General features: G+C 65.2%; 10 protein-coding genes and 6 pseudogenes. 12 read left to right on the top strand and 4 right to left on the bottom strand.

Annotated features, from left to right (window positions below; genetic code table 11):
- Positions 1-132: 132 nt before the first annotated feature.
- Positions 133-444, top strand: a complete 312-nt coding sequence (locus tag AC2RP6_RS01665) for a hypothetical protein (protein WP_486444449.1) — start codon at positions 133-135, stop codon at positions 442-444.
- A gap of 722 nt (positions 445-1,166) precedes the next feature.
- Here the strand turns inward: AC2RP6_RS01665 and AC2RP6_RS01660 are convergent.
- Entirely contained in the window at positions 1,167-1,442 is a 276-nt protein-coding gene (locus AC2RP6_RS01660) for an isoamylase early set domain-containing protein (protein WP_486444448.1), read from the bottom strand.
- 198 nt (positions 1,443-1,640) lie between these two features.
- Here AC2RP6_RS01660 and AC2RP6_RS01655 point away from each other — a divergent pair, with 198 nt between their 5' ends.
- The 3 genes from AC2RP6_RS01655 to AC2RP6_RS01645 all read left to right on the top strand — a co-directional run bounded on the left by AC2RP6_RS01655 (position 1,641) and on the right by AC2RP6_RS01645 (position 5,021).
- On the top strand, positions 1,641-1,829 hold the full coding sequence (locus AC2RP6_RS01655; RefSeq protein ID WP_486444447.1) for a hypothetical protein: 189 nt from the start codon (positions 1,641-1,643) through the stop codon (positions 1,827-1,829).
- Between the two features lie 997 nt (positions 1,830-2,826).
- Complete coding sequence (locus tag AC2RP6_RS01650; protein ID WP_486444446.1) at positions 2,827-3,417, top strand: DUF6192 family protein; 591 nt, start codon at positions 2,827-2,829, stop codon at positions 3,415-3,417.
- 317 nt (positions 3,418-3,734) lie between these two features.
- Positions 3,735-5,021 (top strand): MFS transporter, encoded by a 1,287-nt coding sequence (locus AC2RP6_RS01645; RefSeq protein ID WP_486444445.1) that lies wholly within the window; start codon positions 3,735-3,737, stop codon positions 5,019-5,021.
- Positions 5,022-5,214: 193 nt separating this feature from the next.
- Here AC2RP6_RS01645 and AC2RP6_RS01640 read toward each other — a convergent pair whose 3' ends face one another.
- On the bottom strand, positions 5,215-5,547 hold the full coding sequence (locus tag AC2RP6_RS01640) for a hypothetical protein (protein WP_486444444.1): 333 nt from the start codon (positions 5,545-5,547) through the stop codon (positions 5,215-5,217).
- Between the two features lie 700 nt (positions 5,548-6,247).
- Between AC2RP6_RS01640 and AC2RP6_RS01635 the strand changes: the two genes are divergently transcribed.
- The 3 genes and pseudogenes from AC2RP6_RS01635 to AC2RP6_RS01625 all read left to right on the top strand — a co-directional run.
- The gene (locus AC2RP6_RS01635) at positions 6,248-6,820 is read left to right on the top strand and encodes a hypothetical protein (RefSeq protein WP_486444443.1); all 573 of its coding nucleotides are present in this window, start codon (positions 6,248-6,250) and stop codon (positions 6,818-6,820) included.
- Positions 6,821-7,068: 248 nt separating this feature from the next.
- A pseudogene (locus AC2RP6_RS01630) lies at positions 7,069-7,729 on the top strand (winged helix-turn-helix domain-containing protein); the annotation flags it as partial.
- 892 nt (positions 7,730-8,621) lie between these two features.
- A pseudogene (locus AC2RP6_RS01625) lies at positions 8,622-8,765 on the top strand (IS481 family transposase); the annotation flags it as partial.
- Between the two features lie 169 nt (positions 8,766-8,934).
- On the opposite strand, the pseudogene AC2RP6_RS01620 reads toward AC2RP6_RS01625, so the two are convergent.
- Positions 8,935-10,174 (bottom strand): annotated as a pseudogene (locus tag AC2RP6_RS01620) (IS256 family transposase); the annotation flags it as partial.
- Positions 10,175-10,566: 392 nt separating this feature from the next.
- On the opposite strand from AC2RP6_RS01620, the pseudogene AC2RP6_RS01615 reads away from it, so the two are divergent.
- From AC2RP6_RS01615 to AC2RP6_RS01600, 4 genes and pseudogenes are all read left to right on the top strand, one after another.
- Positions 10,567-10,710: pseudogene (locus AC2RP6_RS01615) on the top strand (transposase family protein); the annotation flags it as partial.
- Positions 10,711-10,877: 167 nt separating this feature from the next.
- Positions 10,878-11,186, top strand: a complete 309-nt coding sequence (locus tag AC2RP6_RS01610) for a hypothetical protein (RefSeq protein ID WP_486444631.1) — start codon at positions 10,878-10,880, stop codon at positions 11,184-11,186.
- A 1,238-nt stretch (positions 11,187-12,424) separates the two neighbouring features.
- Positions 12,425-12,907: a hypothetical protein gene (locus AC2RP6_RS01605; RefSeq protein WP_486444442.1), complete on the top strand. Its 483-nt coding sequence runs from the start codon at positions 12,425-12,427 to the stop codon at positions 12,905-12,907.
- A 73-nt stretch (positions 12,908-12,980) separates the two neighbouring features.
- Positions 12,981-13,229 (top strand): annotated as a pseudogene (locus AC2RP6_RS01600) (hypothetical protein); the annotation flags it as partial.
- On the opposite strand, the pseudogene AC2RP6_RS01595 reads toward AC2RP6_RS01600, so the two are convergent.
- Positions 13,230-14,109: pseudogene (locus AC2RP6_RS01595) on the bottom strand (IS5 family transposase).
- An 89-nt stretch (positions 14,110-14,198) separates the two neighbouring features.
- Here AC2RP6_RS01595 and AC2RP6_RS01590 point away from each other — a divergent pair.
- Entirely contained in the window at positions 14,199-15,308 is a 1,110-nt protein-coding gene (locus AC2RP6_RS01590) for an IS630 family transposase (protein ID WP_486444377.1), read from the top strand.
- Positions 15,309-15,401 lie beyond the last annotated feature (93 nt).

The following is a 15,401-nucleotide window of genomic DNA, read 5'->3' as shown; positions in this document are numbered from 1 at the left end:
GCGGCTGACGACGGCCTTTCCGATGGGGGTGCCGTCCTTCTCCCTCAGCCGTACATACCACCCGTACGGGTCAGGGCTTTCGGTGATGTCGACGATCTCGTAGGGCGGGCGCTGCAGCTGATGGAGGCGGCAATGCAGGTAGCTCCAGCCGTCCTCGCGGGAGAATCCCGCGGCCTCCAGCGCCACCGCGCTGCCCCGCCGGTTGCGTACCGCAAGACCCGCGGACGCCATCGCCGTTGGCCTGCCGAACGCCCGCACCGTCCGCCGGCCCGCCAGCTCCACACCGTGCCGTACCAGGACCTGCGAGATCTGCTGGTCGTCCTCCAGGCAGTGCAGCCACAAAAGCAGCCCTTCACCCTGCGTACCAACGGCCCAGCCGGCGGCCCCCGCAACCTCGCCGCCGGCGGCGACCGCCACGTCCGTGCGCGGTTCCGGAAGCAGTGAGAGTGCCGCATCGCAGGGATGGCATCGGGCAAGAACCTGCCCGAAGACCTCCGCGGTCACCGCGGGACGCCCGGTCAGCCGGTCCCCCTCGACCAGCTCCAGGCCCCCCCACCACCACCAGGTCCCCCGGTTCGAAGGGCCGGACCGTCAAGCACGACCCGGTCCCCACCGACATCATCGCTGCCACTGACCGCTACTCCCTCTCCCGTGAAAACCGTCATCCGGCTCAGCTTCGCCCAGTAACCGCAGACAAGTCCCACACGCCACGTCCCCGTACCTGGAGGCGGAGCGCCTCCAGGTACGGACTCTCCGGGGGCTTGGGCTGCACACCGCGCTTCCGTCTGGCCATGCCTGTAAGGCCATCTGATGCCGTGTCTTGCGCCCGGCGAGCCGGGGCACTTTCCTCCCGGCGTGGAGCCAGAGTCTCACGACCTCGCCGTAGATCGGCGTATCCGAGGTCTCCCATAGCCGTCTCCCTGTCCCCAGGAGGCGGGCCGCGGCGCAGGAACGGTCCTGCTGTTCTCGTTCACGCCTGTGTCAACGACTGGCCCGGTGGTGAGTAAACCACGGCTGCGGCCGGACCCGGGCCAAGGGGTGCGGCCCTGCCGCCGGGCGCGGTAGCAGGGCCGTCGCGCGTGCCCCGGCTTCAGATGGCGGGGCCGGGGACACGTGCCGGTCGATCCAACGCCGGCGCCCGGGCGCTGGTCACGGTGCTGGGCTGTTCAGGTGTGCAGGCGGCTGTTGACGCCGTCGTGGCCGTCGGCGTCCTCGTCGTTGAACCAGTAGTCGCCCGCGGCCAGGTAGCGGAAAGAGTGTGCGCTCCCGCCGGGGAGGGCCACGGTCACGGCCCGGTTGCCGTCGCGGCGGGCCAGCAGGGGGTGGGTCCCGGGCTGCCAGTCGTTGAAGTCCCCGACGACGCTGGCCGGGCCCGCCGGGGTATCAGGGGGCAGGACGAAAGTGACCTCGGTACGGCTCTTGCGAGGGATGCGTTCCAGCACGGGAAGACTCCTTGGCGACAAGGGAGCAGGTGGTCGGCAACCATCCTCAGGGCCCGCAGCCGACCGCGCCTGCCGACGTCGTCTGTCGGGCTCCTGCCGTCACCCGCGCGCCACCATCCGCTGCCGAGATGATGCAGTCGGTCACGGTGCGTGTGAACGTGAAGGGGAGAGCCGCCACGCATGGAGGAGTCACCCGTCATGGGCGATATGCAGGACAAACACCAGGAACCCCGCAGGGGCCACCAGGAGCAGGAGCGCACGCCCCGCCCGGGTCAGGACCCCGTCCACCCGGAGCCGTCCCACGACGACAGGGGCGCGGACCCGGAGCGGGAGCGCCGCCGCGAGGAAGACCTGCGCGACTGGGACGTGCGCGACGAGGACTTCTGAGCCCAGCACCATCCCACGCACGCAGAGCCCGGCCGGGTCCCGTCGTCACCCCGGCCGGGCTCTGTCACGTGCTCCGGCGGGTGAACAGCGCACCGGACATGCGTCCCGTCAACGCCCGGTCCCGGCTTCCGGTGCTGGAACGATGCTGTCCATGCACCCGTCCCCTCCCGGCAGCGATCGGCCCGCGATGCGGGAAAGGGAAGGGGGACGACGGACGACACTCGTGACGGCCGACGAAGAGGACTCCAGGCAGTTTGCCGCGCGGTATGTGCGGTCGGGGCTGAAACTGGATGCCCAACTGGATGAGATCGCCGCGAAGCTGAGAGCCTGTTTTCGATCCCCGGTTTTGAGTAGCTTTGGGCCCTAGGCTGGCTGGGTGTCCAAGGACGCCGGGGGCCGGGGAAAGGGTGTGTGAGGGCTGGGGTGAACGGTTGCGGCCGGACGCACGGCCTACTGCTGTGTACTGCTCGGCAGCATGTCGTTCCAGGCAGGGGCGCCGGGACCGCCGGTTGCGCAAGCGGGTGGCCGCGGAGTTGAGTGGCGCTGGCAGGGCCGGGTGCTCCGAGTGCGGGGCGACTTGGGTAGCCGGGGTGGACCGCCGTTCGAATGCGGTCTACTGCTCGCGGCGGCGTGTCACGAGGGCCTGGAGGGCCCGGAAGGAAACGTTCGGTGAACGGTCACAGTGACCGCACCGCGAACGCACCCGGAACCCAAATCCTTTCAGAACGTGGCCAATTACGGCTTTTCGTTGTGATCGTCTTATTTCCGGTCCGACTCTCGGTCGGGAAGCGAGCCGGGTCTCGCCACGGCCGCTTGGCCGTGCACCGGTCCGCGGTGGGTGGTGGAAGCCATGCCCGAAGAGATCGAGTCCGCCGACAAGGTCGGCAGCGTCAGCGGAAACCGTTATGCGGCGATCGTGGCTGAGCTGCGGAAACTGGTCTAGACGTCCAGCCGCATCCAGTTCACGATCGGCGACTACGCCCTCGAAGTCGAGCCGATGCGCGAGGCCGGCGGCCAGGAACGCGGCGATGAGCTGTTCACGGTCAAGGACTCGCTGCTCCGCCTCGCCGAGGACATCGGGGTGTCGTACTCGCAGGTGAGGTCGGCGAGGTGGACCGCGTCGAAGTGGCCAGAGGACCGCCGGGTGTCCGGGGTGTCCTTCACCGTCCACAAGATCATGGCGTCCATCGTCGACGACGAGGAACGGTGGGCCACGGTTTTCACCCCGCCCGAGGGCAGGAGCCGGTGGACACCGGACGAGGCCAACCGGCAGGTCGGCCGGCAGGTCGTCAAGCCTGTCACTCCGCAGGAGAAGATCACCGCGATCCACACCCTGGCCCGTGACGAGGACGTCGCCGCGGTGGTGACCACGGACCTCCTGAAACGTCCGACGGTCGCGGCGAAAGCGCCCGATCAGGAGAAGGTCCGGGGTCGTGGCGGAGTTCACCCGCGACGAGGCGGTGGCGACCACCGCCGCGACCAGCCTGCTCCGCAGGCCGGACAGGCGGGCTCCCCGCTGTTCTGGACTCCCGTGACCCTTACGGCCGGTTCGAGCTCGACATGCACAGCCTCCTGGACCCGGAGCTGACAGCCCGGGCGGTAATGGTGCCTGGCCCGCGCACTCCCGAGGGTGAGACCGGCCGTCCCCTGTATGACCGGCGGCTGCAGCGCTGCTACGTGCGGATTGCCCGGCTTCGTCGCGTTAGCTGGATGAGTAGTGAGTACTGCCGATCTGCTACCGGGATTTATCGATGATTGTGACAATACGTTCAACATCCGCAGGTATCTGGCGCCCTACGGCAGGCTGGAGCGGCCCTGGGGGGAAATTCAGGTGACTTGCGAGGACGGTCCTTCTTACGATCGGGCGCTGCGCAATCTGCCCTCCTGTCTCTGAACGGCTCCTGCATGAAATCCTTGATCCCTGGCGTGCTGCGTGATGAACCGCAGTTCGCCCGCCTGTTCATCGGACAGTCCCTGTCGGTGCTGGGCGACCGTGTGTCGTTCGTGGCCGTGCCCTTTGCAGTGCTCTCGGTGGGCGGGTCCGCCTCTGACGTTGGCCTGGTGGCGGCCGCCGGGCTGGTGCCTATGCTGCTGTTCACCCTGGTGGGCGGGGTGTGGGCGGACCGCTTCCGGCGCCACCGCATCATGCTGGTCTCCGACCTGGTGCGGTTCGCCGTGCAGGGGCTCATTGCCGTACTGCTGCTGACCGGTGTCGCCGAGGTTCCGCACCTTGCCCTGCTGATGATCCTGTTCGGCACGGCGGATGCGTTCTTCATGCCCGCTTCCACAGGACTGATGCCGCTGGTGGTCGAACCAGACCGGCTGCGGGAGGCGAATGCCCTGCGCGGAGTCGTCCAGTCGTCCGGGCTGGTGCTCGGTCCGGCCCTGGCCGGTGGACTGGTCGCACTGGCCGGCCCTGGAGGCGCCCTGGCCCTGGACGCCTTGACCTTCGCTGTCAGCGCCGCGTTCCTGGCCCGGCTCAGGACCCGCGAGACGGCATCCGAGACAGTGCAGGGCGCTGCTGGGGGGACCTTTCTCGCGGAACTGCGCGCCGGCTGGGTTCAGGTGCGCAGCCGGACGTGGGTATTGTCCGGCCTGGCTGGCATGGCGGTCTACCACGTTGTGGTGCTGCCGTCGGTCTATGTGCTGGGCCCCGTGCTTGCCGAGCGTGAGTGGGGTGGTGCGGCAAGCTGGTCGGTGGTGGTGGCGGCCTTCGGTATCGGGGCCATCGTCGGCGATGTATGCGCCTACCGGCTCAAGATCACGCGGCCTATGGCCCTGGCCGCTGCGGCGCTGGCGGTGGCCTCCTGTCAGGCGATCATCATCGGATCCGGTGCACCGCTCATCTTGATCGCGGTCCTCGAAGCGGTCACCGGCGTTGCTGTCTCCCTCTTCTTCGTCCTGTGGGAGACAGCGCTGCAGACACAGGTGCCTGGGAATGCCCTGTCCCGCGTGAGCTCCTACGACCATTTGCTGTCGGCCGGACTGATGCCAGTCGGCCTGGCGCTCGCCGGTCCGGTGTCCGAATCCCTCGGCGTGCGGCCCACTCTGTACGCGATGACGGTCATTGCGGTCCCCGCCACTCTCGCGCTTCTCTGTGTCCCGGCCATACGACGTCTCCCGGCGCATGCCCCGGGCACTGCGAGCGGCGATGGCAGCGTCCACGCTGCCTCAGAGGTCAGCCGGCCGTGAGGGGTGCCGGTAAGAACTCTGTCACCAGCCGCAAACAGCAGGGGTCGTGTCCGCCATTGCAGAGTTTGGAACCGGCCGCGAGCCCCACGCTAAGCCCTGCGAAGGTTACTCTGCGGGACCGATATCAGAGGCTGTCGTGATCTTGTGGAGCGCAGGACGATGAGGCTCAGCCCTGTGATGGCTGCGCCGCCGACTAAAAGTGGCGGGAGGGGGCCCCGCCTCCTTCTGGATCGATGATCTTGTTCGGAAAATCAAGACACACGTTGTCCTTGCCTCTTTCCGCAGTCACCGCGTCGGAGTGCAGGGTAAACGTGACGCCGCCGGGTCCGGTGTATGTGTAGCCTCGATCGGAGTTGAGATACTTCTCGCCTCCGCCGCCGGTGACCTTGACTGTGGGTCCGATCATGGTGTCCTGGGAAAGCCGGGCCTTGTCGCCGGAACTGAGGGTGTAGGCGATGGTGTCTTCGCCGACGTCCCTCTTCGTGATCTTCAGGGGGGCCTCCGAAGGCTCCCGTGTCTCGTTCATCTGCCTCTGCGACGACACATAACGGTGCAGCCGGGCTGTCGACCCCGCCTTAAGGCGGAACCGTTCGCCGCGACTACTGACGCAACACACGAACCCGCAGAACAGGGGACGCGTTGGAGGTTCGGACACGTGCCCGTGGCTCCTGACCATCTCGGGGGCCGATTCGTGTGCAGCTTATGAACCGCGACCTGCGAAATGTGTGCAGCTGCGATGATCATCCCCGTCATCAAGTAGTCAGGATGCTGCTTTCCGGCTGCGGCTGCGGGTATGACCGACTGGCATAGGGGTGTCTGTTCGCAGGCAGGTAAATGATGCGCCGGGTAGTTGTGGAGGCTGGACGGTTTGCGTCCATAGGGGCTGGGCGAGGGTGGTGAACCGGCCATCTCGTGGCTGATGCCTCAGGTGTCTGCTGAGGCTGTCTGTCTGGTGTAGCTGTCCGGTTCCTGGTCCGCGGCAAGATCATCATCTTCGCTGATGCCCTGGCAGCTGCGCCCGCCTTGGGATGAGCCGATGGGCAACGCTGAGGGCTGGGCCTGGCTATCCGCAGCCGGAAGTGACCGGCAACGCCCCCCCGGCTGGAGAGTTGTCGCCAAGTTGGCACGCCCTATTGCCACCGGCTGGGTTGCTGGCTCATGCTTCGCTGAAACAACAAGTTAGTGATTGTTTACCTGCAGTGCATGACCTGCCGAAGGGGAGCTTTATGCGTATCCGACGATTACTCGCGTCCGCAGCTGCAGCATTAACTCTGATCGCGGGCGCTCCCGCGACCTCCCACGCCGCCCCCGCCACGACGCCTCAACCCTTCACCGAGCCTACGTTCGCGGGCGAGTGCACGTGGCACCAGTTCGGTGAAGCCGAGAAGCCGTCTTGGTGGCTGGCGTTCAGCAACCCTTTGTGCGTCGAATACTCAAAGCGCGCCATCACCGTCGACAACGGTGACGCCGTAAGGTTCCTCCTGTCAGAGCCGAAACGTTTCGCGGTAGCTATGCTGACATGCCGGTATGTCCAGATCGACCACTGGAGCTTCCAGTCGACCACCGGGGCCACTCCGTACGTGGCATGGGACGGTTACTACTGGTTCGACAAGACCCAGGGAGCAATCGCCGGCCACCTGAAGAACTTCCGGATTAACGGAGAAACAGTCGGAATCGGTGACGCAGTACAGGCGCTGCGCCCGGACTTCCCCCAGCTTGCCGACGCCCTTGACGACTACGGTTCAGAGTACGGAGAGACAGGACTTCGACTCCCGCTGGACCGGTCAGTCTGGTGCTGAGAGTTCTGGCTTAAACTTCCACGGCTGATAGTTACCGGAGTGCCGGAGCACCATACTGGCTGAATTGCCACGGGTTTCGCTGCTAGGCGTCGCGGGTCTTTACCGATGCAGTGCCGCCGACGGCGAGCGGTTCTTACTGAGATTTTCGTGCTGACGTCGAATGGTGACGGTTCATGATCTCTGCGGTATGTCGGTGGGGCGACATATCCGGAGGGTAGGGGCCTGAGCATCGGGCGTTCCGTGAGGGGATCTGGCTTCAGGTCGGCGAGCGGTTCGTGGCGGGCGAGAAGACCGCCGTGATCGCCAAGGACCTGCGGGTGAGTGTGCGGCCGGCGGAGCGGCGCCGTGCCTGGCGCGGGGGCGTAGGTAAGCCCTGCGCTCGGGGGGCCCGGCCAACTCCTCGGTCGTCACCTACTCCCAGTTCACCGTGCTCGAGGCGGAATTTGGCAATGGACCGTCGGCTCACGGCTTCGCCTACGAAGGCTGGACCCTGGCCCGGATCAAGACGTTGATCCGCGGGCGACTGCGGGTGAGTGTGTCGGTGGCGACGATGTGGCGGCTTTTGAAACGGCACGGCTGGTCCTGGCAGGCGCCAGCCCGCAGAGCCCTCGAGCGTGACGAGCACGCGGTGGAGCTGTGGAAGAAGGAGGTGGGGCTGCGGGTGGAAGCCTAGTGGCGGTCCGGGGCCTGGATCGTCTTCGAGGACGAGGCCAGCTTCTCGATGACACCGCCCCGGGCCCGCACCTGGGGCCGGCGCGGGCACACCCTGTCATCCGCGTCCGCGGCCGCTCCCATCTCCGTCCCAGGTGCACGCAAGAGTTTCTCCTGGCAGGACTACCGCGTCCTGCTGGTGCGGCGCACGTCCCGCTCGGCGGCCCGATCGTGGTGGTCTGGGACAACTGTGAGACTTGCGCTGTGCCGCTGGGAGCGGACGTCTGCCCCGTGGACAACTGGCCGCAGTGCCTTGTTCCGGATCTGTCGGCGTCCTGTTCCCTGCGGTGCTTGTTGTCGCTGACACGGTAAGCGTCTCCTGATAGGGCTTTGCTGCACAAGGCACCACCACAGTTCTGACGGCCCGTTGGACCGGCGTCGGGCACCAGCACCCGGCCGAGGAGCCGCGTCACAGCGCCGTCGGCGATCAAGTCCCGCTTGCGGTGTCTGAGCTCCGCCCGCCGCGCCCTGCCAGGCGCCCGCCCGTCTGCGGATGGAACATAAGTACGCCCTAAATCAAAGCCGGATTGAGAATTCCACCGATACAGAGGAGGTCGAAGCGGCCTCGAGCTCGAATTGCTGCGGAGACGCATGACATATACGCGCTGAAAGCGGGCCTCAAGCGCCCCGCGGTACGCCAATCAAAGAGCAAGAGCGCACTAGACAGTCCTTGCGGAGCATCTGGGAAATCCATCTGGCGACCTTTATGTTTCGGTCTTGGTCGCGCCGAAAGGCGAAAAGAGGCCCGATGCGCCGACAGACTGGAGCGTTTTCCCACCTGTCGGCACATCAAGGATGAGGCACATGCTGGTGGCACGTAGCACGGCGCTTCTCATCAGCTACTGCATAGCGGTTTTGACCTCCCCAGGTCTTTTCCCCGCTCAGCAGCCCCGCAGTCCAGGAAACTCCTCCTAGCAGATTTAGGCATGAGCAATCACTGCTTATTTTTAGCGGGCAGGTTAATGGCGTGCTGCTCCTGCAGCATTTTCGGTGCCGTATCAAGCGACGAAGAAAGGCCAAGGAGCAGGGAAATCGACGTGCCAAAGAGCTCCGGCGTGGTGGAGGTATCTAGACTGCACACCATACGCGGCCGTTCGTGGGCCTGCCCGCCTCGACCGTGCACCGGACCCTGACCCGGCGCGGCCTGAACCGGGTGGCCTGGCTCGACCGGCTGACCGGCGAACCGATCCGCCGCCACAAACGTGACCTACCGGGTGAGCTGATCCAGGTCGACAGCGAGATGAACCGTTCCGACTTTCCTGCCGGTGCTTTGATGGCCGGTGATCAGTCGGCTCCTGGTTCTGTGTCAGCGTAGTGGGCTGCCTCGAACTGGGGCTGTAGAGTTTTTGGTGTAATTGGGTTGGCTGGTCGGGCCAGATTCGGTTGTTGGTGAGGGGGCCGTCGAAGGCGATGTCGAAGGCTTGGAGGGCCCGCTTCCAGCGGGTGGTCCAGCGTTTGCGGCCGGTGCCCGTCGGGGTGAGGGACATCGCCGCGAGGTAGACGCACTTCAGGGCGGCGTTCTCGGAGGGGAAGTGGCCGCGGGTCCTCACGGCCCGGCGGATGCGGGCGTTGACGGAATCGATGGCGTTGGTGGTGCAGTGGATCCGGCGGATCTCGGCGTCGAACTGCAGGAAGGGGACGAACTCGGCCCAGGCGTTCTCCCAGAGCCGGACGATCGCTGGATACTTGGTGGCCCATTCCTCGCAGAACTCCAGGAACCGGCTGGTCGCGGCATCTTCGGTCGGAGCGGTGTAGACGGGCTTGAGTGGTTTGGCGATCTTGTCCCAGTCCTGGCGGGCGGCGTAGCGGAACGAAGCCCGCAGCGGGTGAACGACACATGTCTGCACGACGGTCTTGGGCCAGACCTCCCCAGACCGTGTCGGGCAGGCCCTTCAAGCCGTCGCAAACCAGCATCAGGATGTCCTCGGGGCCGCGGTTCTTCAGCTCGGTTCAGGACACGGAGCCTGTGCTTGGCGCCTTCGCCTCCTTCGCTGCCGGCCCAGAGCCCGAGGATGTCGCGGTTGCCCTCGGCCGTGACCGCGAGGGCCATGTAGATCGGGCGGCTGGTCGACCTGGCCCTCGCGGATCTTCACGTTGATGCAGTCGATGAAGACGGCCGGGTAGACGCGGTCGAGCGGGCGGGCCTGCCATTCGGCCATGCCCTCCATCACCGAATCGGTGATCGTGGAGACGGTCTGCTTCGACACGTCGGCGCCGTAGACCTCGGCCAGGTGCGAGGAGATCTCACCGCGGGCCAGGCCCCTTCGCCGACAACGAGAGGACCATTTCGTCGACGCCGGTCAGCCGGCGCTGGTACTTCACGATCTGCGGCTCGAAGGCGCCGTCACGGTCCCGGGGAACCTGGACGGTCACCAGGCCGGCATCGGTGATGACGGTCTTGACCCGCTTGCCGGTACGGGAGTTCTGGCCGTTCTTCCCCGCCGGATCCTGCCGGTCATACCCGAGGTTACCGGTCATCTCACCCTCGAGAGCGGACTCCAGCAGCCGCTTCGTCAGCTGCCGGAGCAGCCCGCCCTCACCCGTCAACTGCAAGCCCTCCGTCTGGGCCCGGACCACAAGTTCCTCGATGAAGCGGTCATCCGCAGCCGTAGGCCCAGACCCCGTCTCAGACGCCTTGACTATGTTCTCACTGGTCACAAACGCCACTCATCCATGATCGGAGTTACACCGAATTCCTTACAGTCTCGAGAGGTCTCTACGATTCCAGGGGATTGACACTGGAACGGCGGGGCTGCTGCTGCGGTACCGGCCGGACGGCGCCGCCGGCGGTTCGCTATCGCCGAACAGGGCCGCCCCCGGAGGCCTATTCCCGGGGTTCTTGGCCCGATTTGCTTGATCGTGAAGACGGCCTTGCTCCGTAGCCTGATTTTTCGACGACATCGGATCACTACGGGGGCAGGGTCATTGAGCTGGGACGTTACGACAGGGCTGGACAAGGATCAACTGGACGGACTGGTGGCGCGGGTCCACCGGGCGTTGGCGGAGGATCGACCAGACGGTGGCGCCCGGAGCGGATGTGGGCGCTGGGGCTGTACAAGGCGGTGGTGCTCGTCTTGTTCATGTTGCGGCAGAACCTTGTCCAAGAGGCTGCCGGTGAGCTGTTCGGGGTCTCCCAGGCCACTGTCTCCAGGCGGTGGACGGCCCTGCTGCCGGTGGTGGAGAAGGTCCTGGCCGTACATGTCCCGGATCCTGCCGGGGTGTCGGCCGGCCGGGTCGTGCTGATTGACGGCACCCTGGTGACCACGTTGGACTGGGCAAGCGAGGGTACTTCGATGTTCTCCGGAAAGCACCGTGACATCGGCTTCAACCTGCATAGGTCGCGGCCATGCTGTCCGGGGATGTACTCACGGTCTCGGCACCCGTCCCGGGCTCGCGCCACGACATCTATGCCTGGCGGCAGTCCCACTTCCCCCAGGCGTTCGCCAACCGGGAAGACATCGGCGACCTGGGCTACCTCGGCTCCGGCACGCTCACCGGCCGCCGCAAGCCGCCCGTACAGCAACGGCCCGCCACGGACAAGGTCGACAACCAGATCATCAACACACTCCGCGCTGCCGTCAAACCTTTCCCCTCATCGTCAAGAAGATCACCGCTCTCGCCTTCTATAAAAAGGGCTGGTGAGCCCCGTGAATAGGCCTCCAGGCCTACGGGGAGATTGCCATGGACGCTGGCAAGACGCCGCCGTTCTACCTCAACCAGGCTCAACTGCCCACGAGTTCGAGTCCTCATACATCTGGTACGCCGCACGCAGCCGACTCGTTAACCAGGGCCTCGAATATCAGTAACCTAAAATGAGTACTACATACACAAACGTCGTCGACTGCATACCTTTACTCTCTTCAGAGGCGATTCCCGCACGTTATTGAGCCGGAATGGTGCGGTTGCCTGATCCAGCGGAGTAACGCCGCAGGCCAGCGCTTCACTAGCAGGTAATTTAACAGTTCCTGATCAATATCGCAATTCGTCCGCTGACGAAATTACAGGAGAGCTTTCGGATGCGTTGTGTATTCACCGCCTTCGGGGCCTTTCTGGGTCGTGTAGACAGTGTTTCCAGATGCGCCTTCTGGGCTGACGACCCTTCCGAGCATGGGTTCGATCCACGGCGACTCATCACTGTCGATCTGGACAGGACACCACTTGCCGCGGCGTCTGGAAAGATTCCGTGGAGTGAGGTCCAGGTAGATGATTGCTTTGCGGGACTGAACGGTATGCTGCAAGGTACGACGCTGGGGCCGCGGTGGCCTGAACTGCACCTGGCCGGAGTGGTTCTTTTGGAGCGCCGACTCCTGGAGGGCTTACCCGAGGCAGTTCAGCCGGCTTGCCCGCCCGAGGGCATGAGCGGACAGTCCTACGAGTACTCGACGGTGGTGTACCAGCCCAGTACGGGCGATGCACGTGCGGGATACCGCTACGCCGGGCATCACGCCAGGATTCTTGAGGAACGAGGCTCACTCGCCCGACTGGCGGTCTATCCCCGTGACCGATCGGATGACTCTGCAGTGCAGCCGGAAACGATGTGGATCGACATGGCCTCGCCCGAACAACACGACGCGGGCCACCTTGGAATGACCGAGATCGGTATAGGGGACGCCCCTAAAACGGGGGCCATTTTCCTACGGTCCGGTCAGCTCTGACACCCAGTAGAACCATGAGAGAGAATAAGATTATGAATGCTCAGCCCAGCGAGTTTCGTGACGTCGATACGGCAAGCCAGGATGCCGTCCAACTGACCCCCGCCGCACCTTCCCGCCGGCGTACCCGCGTCGCCGCCCTTTTCGCGATGACGGGCACTGCTATCGTCGCGACCTCCTCCGTGGCAACGGCCGTCGCGTAAATCCCCAAGTGGCCCACGTCCATGGGAGAGTAAGCAGCATGCTCATCGCCCCGGCAGCGGTCAGCGTCCTGTCCTCCGGCGCCGAGGCTGTGCTGTTCAACCACTCAGCGCGCCGCGGTACTCTGCGGCGCGCTGAGAACCTTAACGCGGTGCGCCAGATTCTGGAGGACAGCGAGCCGCGCTCACATACCCCCGCCAGTCTCGACCTGATCGGTCACTCCACCAGCGGACACCGCCTCCTGCGCATGGGCAGCACTGTAGTCAACATGCTCGATCCCGCCGTATCGGCTTTCTTCCGCGATCTCGCATACTCCCGACTGCTGGATGAACTGAACATCACGGCTGTCCGTCTGCTGGGTTGTCAGACCGCCGGCACCGCCAGCAGCCGGCTTACCATCCGTATGCTCAGCAGCGAACTCGCTCTCCCGGTCTACGGAACCACCAAGGTGCTTTTCAGCGGACATTTCAGCAAGCAAGGATTCAACCCCCAGTTCAACCATCTCCTTACCGAGGGTCTGTAAAGATTTACCGGACCGGGCCTGTACTACAGCCGGAGATCTTGTGGGTCGGTGATCGGCGGGATGGGTCTGTCCAGTAAACGGTGTAACATTCGCTGACGCGGATTCGATCCTTGCCATACTTTGTGAACTCTGTCCGCACCTGGTGGACGGCCACCTGCCGGTCTGGATCCGGAATCTCGCCTATCGGCTGGTGCTCTTGCAGCGGCCGGACGAACCGGCACTGCTTCGGGAGGCTGCTGAGAATCTGTGGATGCATGGCCCGGACTGGGACCACGTTGCAGAGGATCTCAAGGAGCGGCCCGACGCTCTGGAAGCCGACTGATCATGGCCTGAGCCAAAGGCGGATCGACGCAACCGTGACGGTGCCATAGAAGACGTAGGCGCGCTTGTCATACCGCGTTGCCACAGCCCAGGAGTGCTTGAGTCGGTTGATCGTGCGCTCGACCTCGTTCCTGCGCTTGTACATCTCTTTGTCGAAGCCAGCTGGCCGGCCTCCCGGCTGCCGCGGCCCCGACGGTTGGCCCGCTGGTCCTTCGGTTCCGGGATGGTGTGTTTGATCTGCCGTCTGTGCAGGTATCGGCGGTTGCGGTGAGAGCTGTACGCCTTATCGCTGCCCAGATGGTCGGGGCGGGTGCGCGGATGGCCACCGCCGGGCGCTTGACCCGGATCCGTTCGAGGACGGGTACCAGCTGCGGGCTGTCGCCCCACTGACCCGGCGTGATCAGGAAGGCCAGTCGACGGCGGCCGCCCTCCCCTGCCAGGTGGATCTTGGAGGTCAGACCGCCACGGGACCGGCCGAGTCCTTCATCGAGGCGGGGCTGTCGGGGCGTTGGTCTCCGTTTCGGTATACGGGGTGTTCTGCGCGGTGCACCGGCAGCGTGCTGGTGGGCCCGGCACGAGGTGGAGTCCACGCTCACCATGCTCCAGTCGATGTACCCCTGAGATGCGGCCTCGGCCTGGACGGCCTGGAGGATCCTTTCCCAGGTGCCGTCCGACGACCACCGGCGGTGGCGCTCGTACACGGTTTTCCAGCTCCCGAACCGCTCCGGCAGGTCCCGCCACGGGACACCCGTGCGGACCCGGAACAGGATACCGTTGATCACCGTCCGGTGATCAATCCAACGTCCACCCCGGCGCCCGCTCTGCGGTAGATGTGGGACAAGTTGCACCCACTCGTCATTCGTAAGGTCACCCCGCCCCACGACCAACACAATGGTCCACGCGAGGCGATCGCATGATCCGCCGGACAGAACCTAGTGTCATGAGTCTGAAATTCCCATAGTGTTGTGTCATGACGCGTCCGGGGCCGAAGCTTGCGCCGTTGAATCTGACTAATGCCGAGCGGTCGGTGTTGGAGGGCTGGGTTCGGCGGCGTAAGTCTGCGCAGGACATGGCGATGCGGGCGCGCGTGATCCTGGCCTGCGACGACGTCGGGGAGGACGGCTTCCCGGTGTCGACGCGTGCAGTTGTGGAGCGGGTCGGGGTGTCCCGCGACACGGTGTCGAAGTGGCGGCGACGATTCCTTGCGGAGCGTCTCGACGGGCTGTCGGACGAGCCTCGTCCTGGCCGTCCTCGCACGGTGCTGGACGAGCAGGTCGCGGATCTGATCGCTCGGACGCTGGAGTCGAAGCCGGAGAACGCCACGCACTGGTCGACCCGGTCGATGGCGAAGAAGACGGGCCTGTCGCAGTCGACTGTTTCGCGGGTGTGGCGGGCGTTCGGGCTGCAGCCGCACCGCTCGGAGACGTTCAAGCTTTCCACCGATCCGTTCTTCGTCGACAAGGTCCATGACGTGGTGGGGCTGTATCTCGATCCGCCGGAGCGGGCACTGGTCCTGTGTGTGGATGAGAAGTCGCAGATCCAGGCCCTGGACCGGTCGCAGCCGGTGCTGCCGATGATGCCCGGGGTGCCGGAGCGCGCTTCGCACGACTATGTCCGCGCCGGCACCACCACCTTGTTCGCGGCCTTCGACGCCGCGAGCGGCAAGGTGATCGGATCGCTCCACCGCCGCCACCGGGCCGAGGAGTTCAAGAAGTTCCTGGGCAAACTCGACAGGGAGATCCCTGCAGGGCTCCAGGTCCACTTGATCTGTGACAACTACGCGACCCACAAGACCGCAGCGGTCAAGAAGTGGCTGCTGGCCCATCCCCGGTTCCACATGCACTTCACGCCCACCAGCTCGTCCTGGCTGAACCTGGTCGAGAGGTGGTTCGCGGAGCTGACGAACAAGCGGATACGGCGAGGCGTCCACAAGTCGGTCCAGGCGCTGGAGAAGGACATCCGCACCTGGATCGACTCGTGGAACGAGGACCCCAAACCGTTCGTCTGGACGAAGACGGCCGACCAAATCCTCGAATCGCTCGCTTCGTACTGTCGACGAATTACCGACTCAGGACACTAGTACTCCAGCAGCGTTTTGCTATCTGGCCTGGTCAGGGGTGTCGTGGGGAGTGTAGTGGGAGGGTGGGGTGCCGGTGGTGGTCTTGGCCGGGTG

Source organism: Streptomyces sp. WAC03905, assembly GCF_057371075.1.
Note: the sequence above shows the minus strand (reverse complement) of the source record. Positions and strands in the feature narration are given on the sequence as shown.

Bases quoted from the DNA above. Each gene is read 5' to 3' on its own strand.
- AC2RP6_RS01645 (WP_486444445.1), top strand. From the start codon at position 3,735: ATGAAATCCTTGATCCCTGGCGTGCTGCGTGATGAACCGCAGTTCGCC.
- AC2RP6_RS01635 (WP_486444443.1), top strand. From the start codon at position 6,248: ATGCGTATCCGACGATTACTCGCGTCCGCAGCTGCAGCATTAACTCTG.
- AC2RP6_RS01655 (WP_486444447.1), top strand. From the start codon at position 1,641: ATGGGCGATATGCAGGACAAACACCAGGAACCCCGCAGGGGCCACCAG.
- AC2RP6_RS01640 (WP_486444444.1), bottom strand. From the start codon at position 5,547: ATGAACGAGACACGGGAGCCTTCGGAGGCCCCCCTGAAGATCACGAAG.
- AC2RP6_RS01590 (WP_486444377.1), top strand. From the start codon at position 14,199: ATGACGCGTCCGGGGCCGAAGCTTGCGCCGTTGAATCTGACTAATGCC.
- AC2RP6_RS01650 (WP_486444446.1), top strand. From the start codon at position 2,827: ATGCGCGAGGCCGGCGGCCAGGAACGCGGCGATGAGCTGTTCACGGTC.
- AC2RP6_RS01610 (WP_486444631.1), top strand. From the start codon at position 10,878: ATGCTGTCCGGGGATGTACTCACGGTCTCGGCACCCGTCCCGGGCTCG.
- AC2RP6_RS01665 (WP_486444449.1), top strand. From the start codon at position 133: ATGCAGGTAGCTCCAGCCGTCCTCGCGGGAGAATCCCGCGGCCTCCAG.
- AC2RP6_RS01605 (WP_486444442.1), top strand. From the start codon at position 12,425: ATGCTCATCGCCCCGGCAGCGGTCAGCGTCCTGTCCTCCGGCGCCGAG.